This window comes from Pulveribacter sp. (assembly GCF_032079985.1).
Classification (GTDB): Bacteria; Pseudomonadota; Gammaproteobacteria; order Burkholderiales; family Burkholderiaceae_C; genus Melaminivora.
Window position 1 is genome coordinate 96,115 of record NZ_DAMATK010000005.1, and the last position, 19,868, is coordinate 115,982.

Consider the following 19,868-nt stretch of genomic DNA (forward strand, 5'->3'; position numbering starts at 1 on the left):
AGCCGCCTATCCGTTGACGCGCGCGCTCCAGTCCTCGGCCTGGCCAGCCTCCAGGCGCCGGGTGAACAGCCGCTGCCACGACGGCGGCAGCGGCAGCGCCAACAGCTCGCTCAGCAGCTCGGGTGTGCACTCGCGCTCGGCGATCACCCGCAGGATGCGCGCCAGCGGCCATTGCGGGTGAGGGCGCGCCAGCAGCCGCACGACGTCACCTTCCTGCACCTGGCCGGGCTGCAGCACGCGCAGGTACCAGCCGGTGCGCAGGCTGGCTTGCAGGCGCAGGGCCATATCAGGAACGCCGAAGCGGTCGTTCAGCTTCCAGCAGGGCTGGCGGCCCTGGCTGACCTCCAGCCGCGCGCTGCCCACCTGCCACTGGTCGCCCAGGCAGACGCCGGCCTCGTCCAGGCCGTCCAGGCTGAAGTTCTCGCCGAACGCCCCGGGGCGCGAGAGCAGGTCATGCGCCTGCGCCTGCCCGGCCAGCTCCCGGCGCCAGAGTTCGTAGTGTTCCCAGGGGTAGCAATGCACCGCCTTGTGCGGCCCGCCATGCACGCGCAGATCGCCTTGCTCGTCGCCTTCCAGTCCCAGCGTGCCGACGGCCACCGGCCCGCCGCGCGGCTGCTTGTCGATGGCGCTGCAGCTGCCGGGCCGGGTATAGGGCCGGGCCGGGCCGGCGAGCACGCGGCGCAGCGTGCCCAGGGCGGGGACCTGTGGAAGGAGAAGGGACGTCATGCCAGCGATGATGCCGCGCCCTGGGCCGGCAGACGCAGCACGAAGCAGGCGCCCTGGCGTCCGTCGGGGCGGCCTTCGCAGTGCACGTTGGCGCCGTGTCGCTCCGCGATGGAGCGCACCAGCGCCAGGCCCAGGCCCACGCCGCCGCTGCGCTCGCTGGCGCCGGGCAGGCGATAAAAGGGCTCGAAGATGCGCTCGCGCTGCTCGGGCGGCACGCCGGGCCCCAGGTCGCACACACGCAGCACGTTGACTTCGCCCTGGCGCTGTAGCGACAGCGTGACCTCGCCCTGGCTGTAGCGGCGGGCGTTCTCCAGCAGGTTGCGCAGCACGCGGCGCAGCAGCCGGCCATCGCCCAGCACCTCCAGCGGACCCGTGCCATCGGTGCTCAGCTCGGCGTCCACGCGCACGCACTCCTCGGCCGCCAGGCCGAGCAGGTCCACGCTTTCGATGTGCACCCCGTCGCTGACGCCGGCGTCCAACCGGCTGGCCAGCAGGATCTCGTCCACCAGCTGGTCCAGCTCGGCGATGTTGCGCTCGATCTCGGCACGCGCGGCCGGCGGGGCGGACCCGGCCTGCAGCAGTTCCAGCCCCATGCGGATGCGCGTCAGCGGCGAGCGCAGCTCGTGCGAGGCATTGGCCAGCAGCGACTTGTGCGACTGCACCAGCGCCTGGATGCGCGCCGCGGCGGCGTTGAACTGGCGCGACAGGCGGGCCACCTCGTCGTGGCCCTGCTCGGGCACGCGCACTGACAGGTCGCCCTCACCAAAGCGCTGCACGCTGCGCTCGAGCTGCTCCAGGCGCTGCAGCAGCCGCCGGATGATGGGAAACACGCCCACGGTGACAGCAATGCCCACCAGCGCCAGCATCCACAGAAAGCTGAAGGGCGGGCGGAACCAGGAGGCCGGCCCGTGCTCGCCCGGGCGCGTGCGGGGCGGGCGCGGCGACAGCTCCATCTCGTACACGCTGCCGGCCTCGGACTCGATGCGGTAGCGCACGCCCTCGCCCGGCTCGCGCCGCTGGCGGATGCCCACGCCGTCCACCAGCGTGCGGCCCTGGGCGTCGGTGATGACGATCTCGCGCGCAGGCGGCTGCTGCTGGCTCTGTTCGGCCGCCCAGCGCCAGGCGATGCCGACGGCGAACGCGAACACCAGCACGCCGCCCACCACGGCGAGCCAGATGCGCAGGTACAGGCGGCGCGAGAAGGGGCTGATCAGGGACATTTCAGCGCAAGGGGTCCTGGCAGGGGTGCCGTCGCATCGGTCTCAGTCCTGCTGTCTGGCGAAGACGTAGCCCACGCCGCGCACGGTGAGGATGCGCCGCGGGTTCTTCGGATCGGCCTCGATGGCGGCGCGGATGCGGCCCATGTGCACGTCGATGGAGCGGTCGAACGCCTCCAGCTCGCGCCCGCGCACGGCCTCCATGATCTGTTCGCGCGTGAGCACGCGGCCGGCGCGCTCGGCCATGGTGACCAGCAGGTCGAACTGGTAGGAGGTCAGCTCCGCCGACTGCCCGGCCACGCTCACCGTGCGCGCGTCGCGGTCGATCTCCAGCTGGCCGAAGCGCATGACGTTGGCCGGCGGCGCGCTGCCGGCCTCGCGCCGGCGCAGCAGGGCGCGCACGCGCGCCAGCAGCTCGCGCGGCTCGAAGGGCTTGGGCAGGTAGTCGTCGGCGCCGATCTCCAGGCCGATGACGCGGTCCATGGGGTCGCCCTTGGCCGTGAGCATCAGCACCGGGATGCGCGCGGACGCGCCGGGCAGGGCGCGGATGCGCCGGCACACCTCCAGACCGTCGATGCCCGGTAGCATCAGGTCCAGGATGACCAGGTCGGGGGGCGGCGCGCCGCCATCGGGGCTTTGCAGGTGCGCCAGACCACTCTCGCCGTCGGCCATGTGCGCCACGCGCAGGCCCGACTGGGCCAGGTATTCGCTGACCATCTGCGCCAGGCGCAGGTCGTCCTCGATCATCAGAAGCTGCGAACTCATGCGGGCCATCCTCCGCTGCGGCTGTCTCGCCAGGGTTTCGGATACGTAAAGCCGCGGTAAACCACGGCACTATCAAATATATAGCTGCCAGCGCTTGTGCATCAAGGGCTGGAGGCCTTTTTCATGCTACGCGCCGCCAGGGCCACCAGCACCAGCACTGGCAGGCCCAGCAGCGCGGTGGACGTGAAAAAGCGGGCGTAGCCGTAGGCGTCCACGAACTGCCCGGAAAAGCCCGCCAGCCATTTGGGCAGCAGCACCATCATGGAGCTGAACAGCGCGTACTGCGTGGCCGAGTACTGCACGTTGGTCAGCCCCGACAGGTAGGCGATGAAAGCCGCCGAGGCGATGCCCCCGGCCAGGTTGTCGGCCGAGACCACGGCCACCAGCGCCCGCACGTCGTGCCCGTGGCCGGCCAGCCAGGCGAACAGCAGGTTGCTGGCCGCGCTCAAGACCGCGCCCAGCATCAGCACGCGCATGACGCCCAGGCGCATGGACAGCACGCCGCCCACGAAGGCGCCGGCCAGCGTCATGGCCACGCCGTAGACCTTGGTGACGGCGGCCACCTCGTCCTTGGTGTAGCCCATGTCCACGTAGAACGGGTTGGCCATGATGCCCATGACCACGTCGCTGATGCGGTAGGTGGCGATCAGCGCCAGGATCAGCCCCGCCTGCCAGCGGTAGCGGGTGATGAAGTCGGCGAACGGCGCCACCACGGCGCCGCGCAGCCACTCGCTGAAGTCTCGTGCGGGCGACAGCGGGCGCGGCGCGGGCTCGGGCGACAGCGCCACGGTGAGCATGCCCACCAGCATGGACGCGGCCATGGCCAGGTAGGCCACCTGCCAGGCGCCGGCCTGGTAGCCGGTGGCGCCCGCTTCCTCGGCGCGCGCGGCCAGCCACAGCACGCCCGCGCCGGCCCAGATCATGGCCAGCCGGTAGCCCGTCTGGTAGGTGGCGGCCAGGGCAGCCTGGCGCTCAAGCGCGGCCGACTCGATGCGAAAGGCGTCCAGCGCGATGTCCTGCGTGGCCGAGCCGAAGGCCACCACCAGCGCGCAGGCCACCAGCGCGCCCAGCTGCGTGCGCGGATCGACCAGCGCCATGCCGGCCAGCCCCGCCGCCACGGCCAGCTGCGCCAGCAGCAGCCAGCTGCGCCGCCGGCCCAGGCGGCGGGTGAGCAGCGGCAGCGGCAGCCGGTCCACCAGCGGCGCCCAGGCCCACTTGAAGGCATAGGCCAGCGCCACCCAGGACAGATAGCCGATGGTGGTGCGGTCGATGCCCGCCTCGCGCAGGCGAAACGACAGCGTGCCCAGCACCAGCAGCAGCGGCAGCCCGGCGGAAAAGCCCAGCGCCAGCATGCGCAGGCTGGCTGGCTCCAGGTAGACGCGCCAGGCCTGCAGCCAGGAGCGGGAGGGCGGGGCAGGGGCGTGGTGTTCGGGCATGGAGCGGGCATTATCCGCAGCCCCGCTGCCGTAGCATGATGGCCCCATGCGCCCACCCGCCGCCCCCGCCCTGCCCGTCGCTTCCGTGCGCTGCTACGACGGCGAGCACCGGGCGCATGCGCACGACGGCCACGCGCAGATCCTCTACGCCCTGCACGGGCGCATGGAGCTGGAGGTCGCCGGCCACGCCGCCTTCGTCGACACCGCCTGCGGCCTGCTGGTGCCGGCGGGCACCGAGCACGGCTATCTGGCGCGGCCCGGCACGCGCATCTACGTGATCGACGCGCCGCCCGCCGCCGGGCTGCAGCGCGTGCGCCGCTTCGCCGTGCCGCCGGCCGCGCGCAGCGCGGACACCTGCGCCGCCGAGGCCCGGCTGGCGCTGCTGCTGCAGTCGCCGCGGGTGCTGGCGCGCCGGGCCCTGGACGCGCGCGTGCTGCAGGCCGCCGTGGACGCCGCCCTGCACGAGGCCTGGCCCACGGCCCGCATGGCGCAGCTGTTCCACCTGAGCGCCGCGCGTTTTCACGCCCGCTGGCTGGAGCTGACCGGCCTGACGCCCCAGGACTGGCTGCGCGCGCGCCGGCTGGACGCCGCCGGGCGCGCCCTGGCGCGCGGCCAGCCGCTGGAGGCCACGGCCCTGCGCACCGGCTACGCCAGCGCCAGCGCCCTGGCCTACGCGCTACGGCGCGAGCGCGGCGTGGGCGCGCGGGCGCTGCGGCGCACGGGTGCAGGGGCAGATTGAGCGTTCAGCATCGAAAAGGCTCCCAGCCCTTGCTGAGCAAGCGCTGGCAGCTACTGTTTGAATAGCATCCAGCCCTCGCACCCCGCGCGTTGCTCGACATTTGCCGGCCGCGGCGGCGGCACCATCGGGGCATGGCCTCGTCATCGCTGTCGTCCTCTGCTGCCGCTGTCCTTTCCGCGTCCTCGCCCGCGCGCGCCATCGGCATGGTGCTGCTGGCTGCCATGCTGTGGGGCACCACGGGCACGGCGCAAAGCCTGGCGCCGGCCGGGCTGTCGCCCTACTGGGTGGGGGCTCTGCGCCTGGTGTTCGCCAGCGCGTTCTTCGCCGTGCTGGCCTGGCCGGGGCTGCGCGCGGGCCAAATACGGCAGCTGCACTGGCCGGCGGCGCTGGCCGGCGCCGTCTGCGTGGCCGCCTACAACCTGAGCTTTTTCGCCGGCGTGCGCTCGGCCGGCGTGGCTCTGGGAACGGCCCTGGCGATCGGCAGCGGCCCCATATGGGCCGGCCTGCTGCAGACGGTGTGGCAGCGGCGCCTGCCCCCGCCGCTGTGGTGGCTGGGCACGCTGCTGGGCGTGGCCGGCGGGGCGGCCATGGCGCTGGACGGGCGCGCCAGCGTCAGCGCGCCGCCGGCGGGGATCGCGCTGTGCCTGCTGGCCGGACTGTCCTACGCCGGCTATGCCCTGGTCAACAAGCGCCTGGTGGCGCAGGCCGGGGCGGCCACGGTCAACCTGGCCGTGTTCGGCGGCGCGGCCGTGCTGTCGCTGCCTGCGGCGCTGGCGCTGGGCGGGCCGCTGGCGGCGGCGCAGGCCGGCACCTGGGCGGTGGTGGCCTACCTGGGGCTGGTCGCCACGGGCCTGGCCTACCTGCTGTTCAGCAGCGCGCTGCGCCACATCAGCGGTGCCACGGGCGTCACGCTGGCCCTGGCCGAGCCGGTCACGGCCTTCGCCCTGGCCATCGCGGTGGTCGGCGAGCGGCCCTCGGCCATGGCGTTCGCCGGCCTGGGCGGGGTGCTGGCGGGGCTGCTGATCGTGGTGGCGGCCGAGCTGCGCGGCCCCCGGAGCTGACGGGCCGGCGCTGCAGGCGCCTGCCGACGCCCCGCTGGCGCAGCCACCTGCAACGCCGGCTGCCCGGGCGCGCATAGACTCTGCGCCACCTATGAGTACGCCCGAATCCTGCCAAAACGCTCCCCTGGTGCAGCCCTGCGGCTGCTGCCGTGTCTGGAACGCGCGCCGCGCCTTCGTGCTGGCGGGCCTGGCTGCCGTCGCGCTGCCCGCCGCCGCCCAGGTCGACGTGGGCGACGCCTCGCGCCTGCGCAGCCTGGTGCCGGCCGAGACGCTGGAGGGCTCGGCCACCCAGCAATACCACCAGCTGCTGGAGCAGGCTCGCGCCAAGCGCGCGCTAGCGCCCGAGGGCCATCCGCAGCTGGTGCGCCTGCGCACCATCGCCCAGCGCATCATTCCCCACGCCGCGCAGTGGAACCCGCGCGCGCGGGACTGGCGCTGGGAGGTCAACCTGATTGGCAGCAAGCAGATCAATGCCTTTTGCATGCCCGGCGGCAAGATCGCCTTCTATACCGGCATCCTGGAGCAGTTGAAGCTGACCGACGACGAGGTGGCCATGATCATGGGCCACGAGATGGCCCACGCCCTGCGCGAGCACGCCCGCTCGCGCATCGCCAAGAGCCAGGCCACCAGCATCGGCCTGTCGCTGGGCGCACAGTTGCTGGGCCTGGGCGACCTGGGCAACGCCGCGGCCAACCTGGGCACGCAGCTGCTGACGCTGAAGTTCAGCCGCGGCGACGAGACCGAGGCCGACCTGGTCGGCCTGGAACTGGCCGCCCGCGCCGGCTACGACCCGCAGGCCGCCGTGAGCCTGTGGCGCAAGATGGGCGAGGCCACGGGCAGCAGCGGCATCGGTTTTCTGTCCACCCACCCCACGGGGCCAGACCGCATCCGCGAGCTGGAGCAGAACGTGCCGCGCGTGCAGGGCCTGTACCGGCAGGCGCGCTCGCGCTAGCCGCTCCTACCGATCCGTCGTTTTGTCGCCCAAAAGGGCGATAGACAGCGCGGCGCATCGTCGCTAGCCTCGCGGTTTTTCCGAAGGCGAGCATGTCCAAAATCTTCCCCTACCTGGGCCTGGCGGCCCTGCTGTGGCAGGCCCCCGGGGTCGCCGGTGTCTGGAGTGCCGACGTCCCGATGGCCATGCCGCGGGGGCAGCATGCCGGGGTGCTGCTGGACGATGGCTCGGTGGCCGTCTTTGGCGGGGTCAATCGGCTCGGATTCGTTACCGGTGGCGAACGCTACGGCGGCGCGGCCTGGTCGCCGATCGCCGCCAGTGGCTTGACGGGCAACGTGACCGAGGCGGTCACCCTGGGCACCGGACAGGTGCTGGTGCGCTCTGACGGCAGTGCGCAGGCGCACTTGTTCGACCCCGTGGCCAACGCCTGGCTTCCCGGCGGCACCCAGACCGCCGTGCGCAGCCTGCCCTCGATGACGCTGCTGGCCGACGGCCGGGTGCTGGTGGCGGGCGGCTCCAGCCTGGCTTCGGCCGAGCTGTACGACCCGCAGACCGGCACGTGGACGGCGACCGGCAGCATGGCCCATGCCCGCCGGGCACATGCGGCTGTGCTGTTGCGCGATGGGCGGGTGCTGGTGGCCTCGGGGTTCAACAACGTTGTGGGCGAGGTGCCCGCGGCGGAAATCTACGATCCGGCCCCGGGAACGTGGAGCGCCGTGGCACCCCCGCTGGTGCCGCGCCACTACGCCAGCCTGAACCTGCTGCCCGACGGCCGTGCGCTGCTCGCGGGAGGATGGACGGGCCCGGGCGCCACGACGCATGCCGAACTCTACGATCCCGCGGCCAATACCTGGACCGCGACAGGGCCGATGAACTTTCCCCGCAACGGCGCCATGGGCACGCCGCTCGCCCATGCCACGGTGCTGCCGTCCGGCCTGGTGCTGATGGTGGGCGGCTCCGATACCGCGAGAGCTGCCCAGCCCGATGCGGAACTCTATGACCGCACGACGGGCACGTGGACCATCGACGGATCGATGGGCGTGGGACGGGAGAACGGCTCGGCCCACCTGCTGCCCGATGGCGACGTGCTGCTGACGGGGGGCTTCGCCCAGCAACCCGCCACGACCTTCTACGCATCGGTGGAGCGCTATACGCCCGACGTCCCCGCGGGGCCTGCGCCAGTGGTGAACGCCGTGCCCCTGCTGCAGCGGCACGGCGCGGCGCTAACCCTGACGGGCGCAGGGTTCACGGGCGCCCTGGGCGCCAGCACGCCGCAGCTCCATTTGCAGCGCGTGGGCAATGGCGCCATCACCCTCTGGGGCCCGGCCAGCCATACGGATGCCAGTTTCACCTCGCCGCCGCTGGGCGCCCTGCCGGCGGGGCTCTACATGGCGCGGGTGGTGGTCGACGGCGTTCCGTCCGCGGCGGCGTTGGTCCGGTTCACCGATCCGGCAGGCACGCCGGGCGGTACGGCGGGCAATGGCCAGGTCACCGTGAGCTGGACATCCCCCGCCTACACCGGCGGCAACCCGCCGGAGGGCTATGCGGCCACCGCCAGCCCCGGCGGCGCGGGCTGCACGGCCGTGGCGCCCGCCACCACCTGCACGGTCACGGGGCTGACGAACGGCACGCCGTATACGTTCACGGTGCGGGCGCTGCATCCCAACGGCGAGGGGCCGGTGTCGCAGGTTTCCGCGCCGGTCACGCCGACGGCGGCAGGGCCCGGCCCCGTGCCCCGGCCTGTGCCCGTGCCGGGGCTGTCTCCGGCCGCGGTGGCGCTGACGGCGCTGGCTGCTGCGGCGCTGGCCGCCAGGGCGCGGCGGGCGGCAAGGCCCAGCACTCGCTCCCAGTTTTAGCAGCCAAATTGGCCTCTAGCGCTTGTGCAGCAAGCGCTGGCAGCTATTTTTCTAATAGCGCAGGATCAGGTGCCACCCACGAAGGGATTGCTGCGCCGCTCCTGCCCGAAGCTGCTCTCCGGTCCGTGGCCGGGGATGAACACCGTGGCGTCGCCCATGGGCCACAGGCGCTGGGTGATGCTGTCGATCAGCTGCTGGTGGTTGCCCTGCGGGAAGTCAGTGCGGCCGATGCTGCCGGCGAACAGCACGTCGCCGACGAAGCAGCGCTCGATCTGCGGCGCGTGGAACACCACGTGGCCGGGCGTGTGGCCGGGGCAGTGGCGCACGGTCAAGGTCTCCTGTCCGATGCTCACCGTATCGCCGTCATGCAGCCAGCGCGTGGGCACGAAGGCCTGCGCCGGCGGAAATCCGAACATGGCGCTTTGCTGCGGCAGGCCGTCGATCCAGAACTGATCGCCCTCGTGCGGGCCAACGATGGGCAGCTGCAAGCGCTCGGCCAATTCGCCCGCGCCGCCGGCGTGGTCGATGTGGGCGTGCGTCAGCCAGATGGCTTTCAGCTGCAAGCCCAGGCCCTGCACGGCGGCCAGCAGCCGGCCCAGGTCTCCGCCGGGGTCGATGACGGCGGCGTCCATGGTCTGGTCGCACCAGACGAGCGAGCAGTTTTGCTGGAAGGGCGTGACGGGGATGGTCTGGTAATGCAGCATGTCAGAGCGTGAGGTCGTAGCCGATGGTGATGGGCGCGTGGTCGCTGAACTTCTCGGCCTTGTAGATGTGCTCGGTGCGCGCCAGGGCGGCCAGGGCCGGCGTGGCCAGGTGGTAGTCCAGGCGCCAGCCCACGTTGTTGGCGTAGGCCTGGCCGCGGTTGCTCCACCAGGTGTAGCACTCGTCGGTGGTATCGGGCTTGAGCCGGCGGTACACGTCCACCAGGCCGCCGCCGGCGTCCTCCGTGTGCAACAACTTTGTCATCCAGGCGCGCTCCTCGGGCAGGAAGCCGCTGTTTTTCTGGTTGCTGCGCCAGTTCTTCAGGTCGGCCTGGCTGTGGGCGATGTTGATGTCGCCGCACAGGATGAACTCGCGCTCGGCCTTCAGGCTCATCAGGTGGGGGTGGAAGTTGGCCAGGAAGCGGTACTTGGCCAACTGGCGCTCCTCGCCCGAGGAGCCGCTGGGAAAGTAGGCGCTGATGAGGGACAGGCGGCGCGCGGGCGTGTCAAAGCGCAGTTCCACGTAGCGGCCCTCGGGATCGAACTCGTTGCAGCCGTAGCCCACGCGCACGTCGCTGGGCTCGTGCCGGGTGTAGATGCCCACGCCCGAGTAGCCCTTCTTGGCGGCGAAGTGAAAATGCCCTTTCAGCCCGGCCAGCTCCTCGAAGCGGCCGGCCATGTCCGGCGCCTGGGCCTTGAGTTCCTGCACGCAAATACAATCCGGCGCCTGCCGGGCGATCCAGGCCTCCACCCCTTTGGACGTGGCCGAGCGGATGCCGTTGAGATTGAGGCTGGTGATTTTGAACAAGGAAGAGGCATCCATGGTGAACGCGAGTCAGGGAGAAGGGCAGGCGCAGCTGGCACAGGATTTCGTGCGCTTTGCGGTCGAGGCCGGCGTGCTGCGCTTTGGCGAATTCAAGACCAAGGCGGGGCGCATGAGCCCCTATTTCTTCAACGCCGGACTGTTCGACGACGGTGCCAAGCTGGGCCGGCTGGCGCAATTCTATGCACAGGCCCTGCTGGCCAGCGGCATCGGGTTCGACATGGTCTTCGGCCCCGCCTACAAGGGCATCCCCCTGGCCGCCACGGTGGCCGTGGAGCTGGCGCGGCTGGGCCGCAACGTGCCGTTTGCCTACAACCGCAAGGAGGCCAAGGACCACGGCGAGGGCGGCACGCTGGTGGGCGCGCCCCTGGCCGGACGGGTGCTCATCATCGACGACGTGATGAGTGCCGGCACGGCGGCGCGCGAGTCCATCGCCCTGATCCGCGCCGCCGGCGCCACGCCGCACGCCATGGCCATCGCCCTGGACCGGCAGGAGATGGCCACCGAAGGCGGGCAGGACGTGCCGCACAGCGCCGTGCAGTACGTGCGCGGCACCCTGGGGCTGCAGGTGTGCACTATCGCCAAGCTGGCAGACTTATTGCAATATCTATCGGCCAGCGGCGCCGACGCGCAGATGCGCGAGCACCACGCGCGCGTGCTGGCCTATCGCCAGCGCTACGGCGTGGTCGACTGATGGCAATGACGTAACGACCGGCCCGTGCGGGCCACAGCAGCGGGAGCAGGATTGTTGAAGCACAGCGCACGACGATTTCAGGGATTCGGGCATGCCCTGGCCACCGCCGGCCTGTTGCTGCTGGCGGCCGCACCGACCGGCGCGCAGGAGCGCAAGGGCCCGCAGGAGGTGTACACCTGCATCGACAAAAATGGCCGGCGCCTGACGGCCGACCGCCCCATTGCCGAGTGCATCGACCGCGAGCAGCGCGTGCTGGACCTCACCGGCACCGAGCGCCGCCGCGTCGGCCCCACCCTGACCGAGCACGAGCGCGCGGCGCTGGAGGAGCAGCGCAAGAAGGCGGCGCAGGAGCGCATCCGCATCGCCGAGGAGCGCCGGCGCGAGCGCGTGCTGCTGGCGCGCTACCCGGACGAGGCGGCGCACCAGGTCGAGCGTGTGCGCGCCCTGGAGCTGGTGGACGAGGTCATCGCGGTGGCGCACAAGCGCATCGGCGAGCTGAGCGTGCGGCGCAAGCAGCTGGGCGTGGAGCTGCAGTTCTACCAGGGCGACCTGGCCAAGGCGCCGCCGAAGCTGCAGCGCCAGTTCGCCGAGAACGACGAGGAGGTGAGCGAGCAGCAGCGCTTCATCGCCACCCAGGAGCAGGAAAAGCGCCGCATCGACCAGCGCTTCGACGCCGAGCTGGCACAGCTGCGCCAGCTGTGGGCCGCGCAGCGCGCCGCTGCCGAGCAGTGGGCCCAGCCGCCGGGGGCGAGCAGCGTCCGGTAAGCCCGCCGCGCCCATGAAAAAAGCAGCCGCGGGCTGCTTTTTCGTGTCCGTTCGCTATGTTTTTAATAGCTGCTGGCGCTTGCTGGATAAGGTTTTGAGCCGATTTTGACTCAAATTTCTCAATCCAGCCGGCTTTTGAGCAGGGCGTTGACCTGTTGCGGGTTGGCCTTGCCCTTGGAGGCCTTCATGACCTGGCCGACCAGGGCGTTGAAGGCCTTGTCCTTGCCGGCGCGGTACTGCTCCACGTTGCCCGGGTTGGCGGCGATGACCTCGTCGACGATGGCCTCCAGCGCGCCCGTGTCGTTCATCTGCTTGAGGCCCTTGGCCTCGATCAGCGCGTCCACCTCCTGGCCTTCACCGGCCCACAAGGCATCGAAGACCTGGCGCGCGGCGTTGTTGCTGATGGTGCCGTCGTGGATGCGCGCGATCAGCGCGGCCAGCTGGGCGCTGCTGACCTTGGCCTGCTCGATGCCGATCTCCTCGGCATTGAGCCGGCGCGAGATCTCGCCCATGACCCAGTTGCTGGCCAGCTTGGGCTGGCCGCTGCCCCGTGCCGCCTCTTCGAAGTAGGCGGCCATCGCCTGGCTTTGCGTGAGCGTGGTGGCGTCGTACTCGGGCAGGCCGTGCTGCTGCACGAAGCGCGCGGCCATGGCGCGCGGCAGCTCGGGCATGCTGGCGCGCACCTGCTCGATCCACTCGGGCTGCACCACCAGCGGGGGCAGGTCCGGGTCGGGGAAGTAGCGGTAGTCGGCCGCGTCCTCCTTGGTGCGCATGGCGCGGGTCTCGCCGGTGTCGGGGTCGAACAGCACCGTCGCCTGCTGGATGGCGTGGCCGTCCTCGATCTGCTCGATCTGCCAGCGGATCTCGTAGTCGATGGCCTGCTGCATGTAGCGGAACGAGTTCAGGTTCTTGATCTCGCGGCGTGTGCCCAGAGGTGCCCCGGGCTTGCGCACCGAGACGTTGGCGTCGCAGCGGAACGACCCTTCCTGCATGTTGCCGTCGCAGATGCCGATCCAGGTCACCAGCTTGTGCAGCTCGCGGGCATAGGCCACGGCCTCCTCGGTGGAGCGCATGTCCGGCTCGGTCACGATCTCCAGCAGGGCCGTGCCGGCGCGGTTCAGGTCGATGCCGCTCATGCCGATGAAGTCCTCGTGCAGCGACTTGCCGGCATCTTCCTCCAGGTGGGCGCGCACCAGGCGCACGGTTTTCTTCTCCTGGCCCAGCAGGAAGGACACCTCGCCGCCCTGCACCACGGGAATCTCGAACTGGCTGATCTGGTAGCCCTTGGGCAGGTCGGGGTAGAAATAATTCTTGCGCGCGAAGATGCTCTCGGGTGCGATGTGCGAACCCAGCGCCAGGCCCAGGCGGATGGCGCACTCCACGGCCTTTTTGTTCATCACCGGCAGCGTGCCGGGCAGGGCCAGGTCCACGGCGCTGGCCTGAGTGTTGGGCTCGGCACCGAAGGCGGTGCTGGCGCGGCTGAAGATCTTGCTGGCAGTGGCCAGCTGGGCGTGGGTCTCGAAGCCGATCACGACCTCGTAGCCCTGGATGAGTGGTGCGGACATGGCGGGTGAAGCGTCTGGGGTCGGGGCAGCGTCAGGCAAGGGCCGGGCGGCGCTGGTGGAAGTCGGTGGCCTGCTGCAGGCGGTGCGCCAGGTTGAGCAGGCGCGCCTCGCCGAAGTGGTTGCCGATCAGCTGCAGGCCCACGGGCATGCCGCCTTCGCCAAAGCCGGCCGGCACGCTCATGGCCGGCAGGCCGGCCAGCGACGCGGGCAGGGTGTAGATGTCGGCGAGGTAGGTGGCCAGCGGGTCGCTCTTGCCGCCGATGGTCCAGGCCACGCTGGGCGCCACCGGGCCGGCGATCACGTCGCACTGGGTGAAGGCCTGCTGCAGGTCGTCGGCAATCATGCGGCGCAGGCGCTGGGCCTGCAGGTAATACGCGTCGTAGTAGCCCTCGGACAGGACGTAGGTGCCGATCATGATGCGTCGCTTGACCTCCTCGCCGAAAGCCTCGGAGCGCGACTTCTTGTACATGTCCATCAGGTCGGTGTACTGCGCGGCGCGGTGGCCGTAGCGCACGCCGTCGAAGCGCGACAGGTTGGAGCTGGCCTCGGCCGGACTGAGGATGTAGTAGACGGGCACGGCCAGGTCGGTGCGCGGCAGGGAGATGTCCACCAGCTTGGCGCCCAGCTTCTCGTACTCCCGGAGTGCCGCCTGCACGGCGGTGCGCACGTCATCCTGCAGGCCTTCGCCGAAGAACTCGCGCGGCACGCCGATGCGCAGGCCTTCGATGCGGCCGTCCAGCTGGCGGCTGAAATCCTCGGGCGGCATGTCCAGGCTGGTGGAGTCGCGCAGCACATCCGGGCCGCACAGCTGGCTCAGCAGCAGGGCGCAGTCCTCGGCGCTGCGGGCCACCACGCCGGCCTGGTCCAGGCTGGAGGCGAAGGCGATCATGCCGTAGCGGCTGGCGCGGCCATAGGTGGGCTTGATGCCGGTGGTGCCGCAGAACGCGGCCGGCTGGCGGATGGAACCGCCGGTGTCGCTGGCGGTGGCGCCGGGCACCAGGCCCGCGGCCACGGCGGTCGCGCTGCCGCCCGAGGAGCCGCCGGGCACGCGCGCCGTGTCCCAGGGGTTGCGCACCGGCTGGGGTTCGCTCAGGCCCACGGCGGGGACGGCCACGTTCTCGTTGCTGCCGCCCATGGCGAACTCGTCACAGCTGAGCTTGCCCAGGCTGACGCAGCCGGCCGCGGCCAGGTTGGCGACGATGGTGGCGTCAAACGGCGAGCGGTAGCCGGCCAGCATGCGGCTGGAGGCGGTGCTGGGAAAGTCCCGCGTGACGAACACGTCCTTGTGCGCGATGGGTACGCCCGCCAGCGGGCCGGCACGACCGGCGGCCAGGGCCTCGTCCTGAGCGCGGGCCTGGGCCAGCGCCACGTCCTCGTCCAGCGCCAGGAAGGCGCCCAGCGCCTGTTGCTGGCGCGCGCGCTGCACGAAATGCCGGGCTGCCTCCACGGCGCTGACCTGGCGGGCCTGCAGGCGCGCGGCCAGGCCGGCCACGCCGAGGTCGTGCAGTTCGGTGTTGTTACTGCTGCTCATGCGGCGCTCCTTTTATTCGATCACCCGGGGCACCAGGAACAGGCCGCGCTCCACGGCCGGAGCGCCCGCCTGATAGTCCTCGCGCCGGTTGGGCTCGCTGGCCACGTCATCCTGCAGGCGCAGGGCCACGGGTTGCACGGCGGCCAACGGGTGCGACAGGGGAGCCACGCCGGTGGTATCCACAGCCTGCATCTTCTCGACGATGGCGAAGAAGTCGTTGATGGTGGTGAGCATGCGCTCACCCTCGGCGGGATCGAGTTCCAGCCTTGCCAGATGGGCGATGCGGCCGATGTCCTGGGGAGTCAGTGCCATAGCGGGATGGGGCCCGGAAACCGGATGTAACGATGACAATCCAGGGTCCTGCCGGAGAGAGTTATTCACAGGGGATGCGTTATTATCCCGCCTTTGCCGCAACGCCCAGTCCTGCCCAGCAGCCAGACTGTGCGAAAAAAGCGCCGCCCTCCACAGACCCCCTTAAGAACTTACGGCGACGGCAGGCCGACGCGCATGCCGTGCCGCATGAGGATTCCCGCATGTTCGGATCATTGCGTCGGTACTTCTCCACCGACCTGGCCATCGACCTTGGCACCGCCAACACCCTGATCTTCGCCCGCGACAAGGGCATCGTGCTGGACGAGCCCTCGGTCGTCGCCATCCGCCACGAGGGTGGCCCGCACGGCAAGAAGGTCATCCAGGCCGTGGGATCCGAGGCCAAGGCCATGCTGGGCAAGGTGCCCGGCAACATCGAGGCCATCCGCCCGATGAAGGACGGCGTGATCGCCGACTTCGTGATCACCGAGCAGATGATCAAGCAGTTCATCAAGATGGTGCACCCGCGCTCGGTGCTGACCCCCAGCCCGCGCATCATCATCTGCGTGCCCTGCGGCTCCACCCAGGTCGAGCGCCGCGCCATCAAGGACGCGGCCGAGGCGGCCGGCGCCACCGCCGTCTACCTGATCGAAGAACCCATGGCCGCCGGCATCGGCGCCGGCCTGCCGGTGTCCGAGGCCTCGGGCTCCATGGTGGTGGACATCGGCGGCGGCACCACCGAGGTCGGCGTGATCAGCCTAGGCGGCATGGTCTACAAGGGCAGCGTGCGCGTGGGCGGCGACAAGTTCGACGAGTCCATCATCAACTACATCCGCCGCAACTACGGCATGCTCATTGGCGAGCCCACGGCGGAGCTGATCAAGAAGCACATCGGCTCGGCCTTCCCCGGCTCCGAGGTCAAGGAGATGGAGGTCAAGGGCCGCAACCTCTCCGAGGGTGTGCCGCGCAGCTTCACCATCTCCTCCAACGAGGTGCTCGAAGCCCTGACCGAGCCGCTGAACCAGATCGTCTCGGCCGTGAAGAACGCGCTGGAGCAGACCCCGCCCGAACTCGGCGCCGACATTGCCGAGCGCGGCATGATGCTGACCGGCGGCGGCGCGCTGCTGCGTGACCTGGACCGCCTGCTTTCCGAGGAAACCGGCCTGCCCGTGCACGTGGCCGAGGAGCCGCTGACCTGCGTGGTGCGCGGCTGCGGCATGGCCCTGGAGCGCATGGAGCGCCAGGGAAGCATCTTCACCAGCGACTGACCCGCCCCACGGGCGCCCGCATGCACGCCTTGCCCCGTTTGACGCATGCCCCCCGGCACACTTGAGCGCAGCGCGCCGTCGTTCTTCCGCCACGGCCCGTCGCCGCGCGCGCGGCTGCTGCTGTACGGCGCGCTGGCGCTGTTCCTGATGGTGGCGGACGCGCGCTTTCGCGTGACCGAACCGCTGCGCACCGCCGTGGCCACGCTGCTGTACCCGCTGCAGTGGGTGGCGCAGCAACCGGTGCAGCTGGCGACCAGCGGCGCCGGCTACCTGCAGTCGCTGCAGACCACGCAGCGCAGCCTGGACGAGGCGCAGCGGAGCATGGCCGAGATGGCCCTGCGCGCCGGCCAGACCGAGCAGCTGCTGCGCGAGAACACCCAGTTGCGCGAGCTGCTGGCGCTGCGCGAGCGCCTGACCACCCCGGCGCATGCGGCGCAGGTGCTCTACGACACGGCCGACCCCTACACCCGCCGCGTCATCGTCGATCAGGGCCAGCTGGCCGGCGTGGAGCCGGGCTCGCCCGTGATGGACGCTTACGGCGTGCTCGGCCAGGTCACACGCGTGTACCCCATGCTCAGCGAGGTCACGCTGCTCATTGACCGCGAGCAGACCATCCCCGTGCTGAACGTGCGCACCGGCGCGCGCAGCGTGACCTACGGCGACCCCCTGGCCGCGCACGGCGGCGGGGTGGAGCTGCGCTTCACGCCCGGCAATGCCGACGTGCAGGAGGGTGACCTGCTCACCACCAGCGGCATCGACGGCGTGTATCCGCCGGGCCTGCCGGTGGCGCGCGTGGTGCGGGTGGAGCGGCGTGCCGACTCCACCTTCGCGCGCATCTACTGCGAGCCGCTGGCCCAGGTGCAGGGCGCGCGGCACGTGATGCTGCTGCAGCCGGTCAAGGCCGAGCTGCCGGCGCGGCCCGAACCTGATGCCGCCGCCACCAAGAAGCGCGGAGGCCGCAAATGATCATGCCCCGCGGCCAGCCGCTGCTGCTGCCGGTGCGGCCCACCTTCATCGCCTTCAGCCTGGTGGTGGCGCTGGTGCTGGACATGCTGCCGCTGGGGCGCGTGGCCTGGACGCCCGACTGGGTGCTGCTGCTGCTGGTGTTCTGGGCCATGCACCAGCCCACGCGCGTGGGCATGGGCGTGGCCTTCGCCCTGGGCCTGGTGCTGGACGTGTACCAGTCGGCCCTGCTGGGCCAGCACGCGCTGGTCTACACGCTGGCCGTGTTCGGCGCGCAGGCGGCAGCGCGCCGGGTACTGTGGTTCGGCTCGCTGCCGCAGGCGATGCAACTGGCGCCGCTGTTCCTGGCCGCACACGTGCTGGAGGTGGCGCTGCGCATGGCCGGCGGCGGCCTGCCTCCGGGCTGGCCGGTGCTGCTGGCACCGCTGCTGGAGACACTCCTGTGGCCGCTGGCCAGCTGGATCCTGCTGGCGCCGCAGCGCCGTCCGCCCGACCAGGACAAGAGCCGACCGCTGTGAGCCTGGCTGTGACGGTGACGATGCCATGACGGAACTGCGCAACGCCCAGGCCGACGCGGGGCGCTTTCGCCTGCGCGTGGTGGTGGTGGCCCTGGTGGTGCTGCTGTGCTTTGGCCTGATCGCCGCGCGCCTGTACGTGCTGCAGGTGGTGCGCCACGAGGGCCTGGCCGAGCAGGCCGAGAGCAACCGCACGGCGGTGGTGCCCATCGTGCCCAACCGCGGCCTGATCATGGACCGCAACGGCGTGGTGCTGGCCACCAACTACTCCGCCTACACGCTGGAGATCACGCCGTCGCGCGCCATGGACCTGGAGGCCACCATCGACCAGCTGGCCGAGATCGTGGACATCCAGCCGCGCGACCGGCGCCGTTTCAAGCGGCTGATGGACGAGTCGCGCAACTTCGAGTCGCTGCCCATCCGCACGCGCCTGTCCGACGAGGAGGTGGCGCGCTTTGCCGCCCAGCGCTGGCGCTTTCCCGGTGTGGAGATCAAGGCGCGGCTGTTTCGCACCTACCCGTTTGGCGAGGTGGCCAGCCACGCCATCGGCTACATCGGGCGCATCAACCAGCGCGAAAAGGAGCGCATCGAGGACGCGGGCGACGCCGCCAACTACCGCGGCACGGACTACATCGGCAAGCTGGGGGTGGAGCAGAGCTTCGAGTCTACGCTGCATGGGCAGACTGGCGTGGAGCTGCTGGAGACCTCCGCCGGCGGCCACGCCGTGCGTCGGCTGGAGAGCCACCCCGCCACACCGGGCAACACCGTCATGCTGTCGCTGGACATCCGCCTGCAAAAGATGGTCGAGGACCTGTTCGGCGAGCGCCGCGGCGCGCTGGTGGCGCTGGACCCGAGGAACGGCGAGGTGCTGGCGCTGGTCTCCAAGCCCACGTTCGATCCCAACCTGTTCGTGGAGGGCATCGACCAGGAAAACTGGCAGGCGCTGAACGAATCCATCAACAAGCCGCTGCTCAACCGCGCGCTGCGCGGCACGTACCCGCCCGGCTCGACCTACAAGCCCTTCATGGCGCTGGCGGCGCTGGAGCTGGGCAAGCGCCAGGCCGCCCAGGTCTTCAGCGACCCGGGCTACTTCAACTACGGCGGGCGCACCTTCCGCAGCCACGAGGGCGGCCTGGGCGGCGTGGACATGCACCGCGCCATCCAGTTCTCCAGCAACACCTACTTCTATTCGCTGGCCGTGGAAATGGGCGTGGACAGCATCCACGACTTCATGAAGCCGCTGGGCTTCGGCCAGATCACCGGCATCGACCTAGGCGGCGAGGTGCGCGGCGTGCTGCCCAGCCAGGAGTGGAAGAGAAACGCCTACAAGCGCCCCGAGGCCAAGCGCTGGTACTCGGGCGAGACCGTGTCGCTGGGCATCGGCCAGGGCTACAACAACTTCACCATGCTGCAGCTGGCCGTGGCCGAGGCCACGCTGGCCAATGGCGGCACGCGCCACCGGCCGCACCTGATCAAGGCGGTGAAGGACCAGGTCACGGGCGCCATCACCGAGGTCGAGCAGCCGCCGGGTGAGAACCTGGGCTACAAACCGCGCAACGTCGAGATCATCCGCAACGCCCTGAAGGCCGTGAACGAGAGCGGCACTGGCCGGCGCGTGTTCGCCGGCGCACCGTACACCTCGGCCGGCAAGACCGGCACGGCGCAGGCCGTGGGCTGGGCGCAGAACACCCGCTACAACGCCAAGCTGCTGGCCGAGCACCAGCGCGACCATTCGCTGTTCGCCGCCTTCGCGCCCGTGGAGGACCCGCAGGTGGCCGTGGCCATCATCGTGGAGAACGCCGGCTTCGGCGCCGCCGCCGCCGCGCCCATCGTGCGGCGCGTGTTCGACTACTGGCTGGCCGGGCAGTACCCGAGCGAGGAGGACATCGCCGCCGTCGCCAAGGGTGGGGGCGGCCCGCCCGCCGGCACGCCGCGGCGCGCGGCGGACGTGCCGCTGCCCCTGGCGGTCACGCCGTGAGGGC

General features: G+C 70.9%; 19 protein-coding genes. 10 read left to right on the forward strand and 9 right to left on the reverse strand.

Annotated features, from left to right (window positions below):
- Nucleotides 1-6: 6 nt before the first annotated feature.
- From RT282_RS14165 to RT282_RS14180, 4 genes are all read right to left on the reverse strand, one after another.
- Entirely contained in the window at nt 7-726 is a 720-nt protein-coding gene (locus RT282_RS14165) for an MOSC domain-containing protein (protein ID WP_313315196.1), read from the reverse strand.
- Entirely contained in the window at nt 723-1,946 is a 1,224-nt protein-coding gene (locus tag RT282_RS14170; protein WP_313315198.1) for an ATP-binding protein, read from the reverse strand. The genes RT282_RS14165 and RT282_RS14170 overlap by 4 nt, the downstream gene beginning before the upstream one ends.
- Nucleotides 1,947-1,988: 42 nt before the next feature.
- Nucleotides 1,989-2,708 (reverse strand): response regulator transcription factor, encoded by a 720-nt coding sequence (locus RT282_RS14175; RefSeq protein WP_312304102.1) that lies wholly within the window; start codon nt 2,706-2,708, stop codon nt 1,989-1,991.
- A gap of 101 nt (nt 2,709-2,809) precedes the next feature.
- Nucleotides 2,810-4,144, reverse strand: a complete 1,335-nt coding sequence (locus tag RT282_RS14180) for an AmpG family muropeptide MFS transporter (RefSeq protein WP_313315201.1) — start codon at nt 4,142-4,144, stop codon at nt 2,810-2,812.
- 46 nt (nt 4,145-4,190) lie between these two features.
- Here RT282_RS14180 and RT282_RS14185 point away from each other — a divergent pair, with 46 nt between their 5' ends.
- From RT282_RS14185 to RT282_RS14200, 4 genes are all read left to right on the forward strand, one after another.
- Nucleotides 4,191-4,883: a helix-turn-helix domain-containing protein gene (locus RT282_RS14185; protein ID WP_312304106.1), complete on the forward strand. Its 693-nt coding sequence runs from the start codon at nt 4,191-4,193 to the stop codon at nt 4,881-4,883.
- Nucleotides 4,884-5,014: 131 nt separating this feature from the next.
- Nucleotides 5,015-5,944 (forward strand): DMT family transporter, encoded by a 930-nt coding sequence (locus RT282_RS14190; RefSeq protein WP_313315204.1) that lies wholly within the window; start codon nt 5,015-5,017, stop codon nt 5,942-5,944.
- A 91-nt stretch (nt 5,945-6,035) separates the two neighbouring features.
- The gene (locus RT282_RS14195; protein WP_313315206.1) at nt 6,036-6,896 is read left to right on the forward strand and encodes a M48 family metallopeptidase; all 861 of its coding nucleotides are present in this window, start codon (nt 6,036-6,038) and stop codon (nt 6,894-6,896) included.
- 92 nt (nt 6,897-6,988) lie between these two features.
- On the forward strand, nt 6,989-8,752 hold the full coding sequence (locus RT282_RS14200) for a kelch repeat-containing protein (RefSeq protein WP_313315209.1): 1,764 nt from the start codon (nt 6,989-6,991) through the stop codon (nt 8,750-8,752).
- Between the two features lie 65 nt (nt 8,753-8,817).
- Here RT282_RS14200 and RT282_RS14205 read toward each other — a convergent pair whose 3' ends face one another.
- A complete protein-coding gene (locus tag RT282_RS14205; protein WP_313315210.1) occupies nt 8,818-9,456 on the reverse strand; it encodes an MBL fold metallo-hydrolase in 639 nt (212 codons plus the stop codon).
- Between the two features lies 1 nt (nt 9,457).
- On the reverse strand, nt 9,458-10,261 hold the full coding sequence (locus RT282_RS14210; RefSeq protein WP_312756469.1) for an exodeoxyribonuclease III: 804 nt from the start codon (nt 10,259-10,261) through the stop codon (nt 9,458-9,460).
- A 13-nt stretch (nt 10,262-10,274) separates the two neighbouring features.
- Between RT282_RS14210 and pyrE the strand changes: the two genes are divergently transcribed.
- Together pyrE and RT282_RS14220 are read left to right on the forward strand one after the other, a co-directional pair.
- Nucleotides 10,275-10,970, forward strand: coding sequence for an orotate phosphoribosyltransferase (gene pyrE, locus RT282_RS14215; protein ID WP_313315213.1), 696 nt, complete (start codon nt 10,275-10,277; stop codon nt 10,968-10,970).
- A 54-nt stretch (nt 10,971-11,024) separates the two neighbouring features.
- Entirely contained in the window at nt 11,025-11,735 is a 711-nt protein-coding gene (locus RT282_RS14220) for a DUF4124 domain-containing protein (protein ID WP_409519493.1), read from the forward strand.
- A gap of 119 nt (nt 11,736-11,854) precedes the next feature.
- Here RT282_RS14220 and gatB read toward each other — a convergent pair whose 3' ends face one another.
- From gatB to gatC, 3 genes are read right to left on the reverse strand one after another with little or no spacing between them, the layout of a single operon-like run.
- The gene (gene gatB / locus RT282_RS14225) at nt 11,855-13,300 is read right to left on the reverse strand and encodes an Asp-tRNA(Asn)/Glu-tRNA(Gln) amidotransferase subunit GatB (protein WP_313315216.1); all 1,446 of its coding nucleotides are present in this window, start codon (nt 13,298-13,300) and stop codon (nt 11,855-11,857) included.
- Nucleotides 13,301-13,331: 31 nt separating this feature from the next.
- Nucleotides 13,332-14,831, reverse strand: a complete 1,500-nt coding sequence (gene gatA / locus RT282_RS14230; RefSeq protein ID WP_313315220.1) for an Asp-tRNA(Asn)/Glu-tRNA(Gln) amidotransferase subunit GatA — start codon at nt 14,829-14,831, stop codon at nt 13,332-13,334.
- A 12-nt stretch (nt 14,832-14,843) separates the two neighbouring features.
- On the reverse strand, nt 14,844-15,143 hold the full coding sequence (gene gatC / locus RT282_RS14235) for an Asp-tRNA(Asn)/Glu-tRNA(Gln) amidotransferase subunit GatC (RefSeq protein WP_312305564.1): 300 nt from the start codon (nt 15,141-15,143) through the stop codon (nt 14,844-14,846).
- A gap of 221 nt (nt 15,144-15,364) precedes the next feature.
- Between gatC and RT282_RS14240 the strand changes: the two genes are divergently transcribed.
- The 4 genes from RT282_RS14240 to mrdA are packed head-to-tail and all read left to right on the forward strand — an operon-like array spanning nt 15,365 to nt 19,864.
- On the forward strand, nt 15,365-16,408 hold the full coding sequence (locus tag RT282_RS14240) for a rod shape-determining protein (RefSeq protein WP_312305562.1): 1,044 nt from the start codon (nt 15,365-15,367) through the stop codon (nt 16,406-16,408).
- A gap of 45 nt (nt 16,409-16,453) precedes the next feature.
- Nucleotides 16,454-17,374, forward strand: coding sequence for a rod shape-determining protein MreC (mreC, locus tag RT282_RS14245; RefSeq protein ID WP_313315226.1), 921 nt, complete (start codon nt 16,454-16,456; stop codon nt 17,372-17,374).
- Nucleotides 17,371-17,889, forward strand: coding sequence for a rod shape-determining protein MreD (mreD, locus tag RT282_RS14250; protein ID WP_313315229.1), 519 nt, complete (start codon nt 17,371-17,373; stop codon nt 17,887-17,889). Before mreC ends, mreD begins: the two co-directional genes overlap by 4 nt.
- A gap of 25 nt (nt 17,890-17,914) precedes the next feature.
- The gene (gene mrdA, locus RT282_RS14255) at nt 17,915-19,864 is read left to right on the forward strand and encodes a penicillin-binding protein 2 (protein WP_313315233.1); all 1,950 of its coding nucleotides are present in this window, start codon (nt 17,915-17,917) and stop codon (nt 19,862-19,864) included.
- Nucleotides 19,865-19,868 lie beyond the last annotated feature (4 nt).

Excerpts from the sequence above, each read along its gene's own strand:
- gatB (WP_313315216.1), bottom strand. The coding sequence starts at position 13,300 with ATGTCCGCACCACTCATCCAGGGCTACGAGGTCGTGATCGGCTTCGAG.
- pyrE (WP_313315213.1), top strand. The coding sequence starts at position 10,275 with ATGGTGAACGCGAGTCAGGGAGAAGGGCAGGCGCAGCTGGCACAGGAT.
- RT282_RS14190 (WP_313315204.1), top strand. The coding sequence starts at position 5,015 with ATGGCCTCGTCATCGCTGTCGTCCTCTGCTGCCGCTGTCCTTTCCGCG.
- RT282_RS14165 (WP_313315196.1), bottom strand. The coding sequence starts at position 726 with ATGACGTCCCTTCTCCTTCCACAGGTCCCCGCCCTGGGCACGCTGCGC.
- RT282_RS14180 (WP_313315201.1), bottom strand. The coding sequence starts at position 4,144 with ATGCCCGAACACCACGCCCCTGCCCCGCCCTCCCGCTCCTGGCTGCAG.
- RT282_RS14170 (WP_313315198.1), bottom strand. The coding sequence starts at position 1,946 with ATGTCCCTGATCAGCCCCTTCTCGCGCCGCCTGTACCTGCGCATCTGG.
- mrdA (WP_313315233.1), top strand. The coding sequence starts at position 17,915 with ATGACGGAACTGCGCAACGCCCAGGCCGACGCGGGGCGCTTTCGCCTG.
- RT282_RS14195 (WP_313315206.1), top strand. The coding sequence starts at position 6,036 with ATGAGTACGCCCGAATCCTGCCAAAACGCTCCCCTGGTGCAGCCCTGC.
- mreD (WP_313315229.1), top strand. The coding sequence starts at position 17,371 with ATGATCATGCCCCGCGGCCAGCCGCTGCTGCTGCCGGTGCGGCCCACC.
- RT282_RS14200 (WP_313315209.1), top strand. The coding sequence starts at position 6,989 with ATGTCCAAAATCTTCCCCTACCTGGGCCTGGCGGCCCTGCTGTGGCAG.
- gatA (WP_313315220.1), bottom strand. The coding sequence starts at position 14,831 with ATGAGCAGCAGTAACAACACCGAACTGCACGACCTCGGCGTGGCCGGC.
- gatC (WP_312305564.1), bottom strand. The coding sequence starts at position 15,143 with ATGGCACTGACTCCCCAGGACATCGGCCGCATCGCCCATCTGGCAAGG.
- RT282_RS14205 (WP_313315210.1), bottom strand. The coding sequence starts at position 9,456 with ATGCTGCATTACCAGACCATCCCCGTCACGCCCTTCCAGCAAAACTGC.
- RT282_RS14240 (WP_312305562.1), top strand. The coding sequence starts at position 15,365 with ATGTTCGGATCATTGCGTCGGTACTTCTCCACCGACCTGGCCATCGAC.
- mreC (WP_313315226.1), top strand. The coding sequence starts at position 16,454 with ATGCCCCCCGGCACACTTGAGCGCAGCGCGCCGTCGTTCTTCCGCCAC.
- RT282_RS14185 (WP_312304106.1), top strand. The coding sequence starts at position 4,191 with ATGCGCCCACCCGCCGCCCCCGCCCTGCCCGTCGCTTCCGTGCGCTGC.
- RT282_RS14175 (WP_312304102.1), bottom strand. The coding sequence starts at position 2,708 with ATGAGTTCGCAGCTTCTGATGATCGAGGACGACCTGCGCCTGGCGCAG.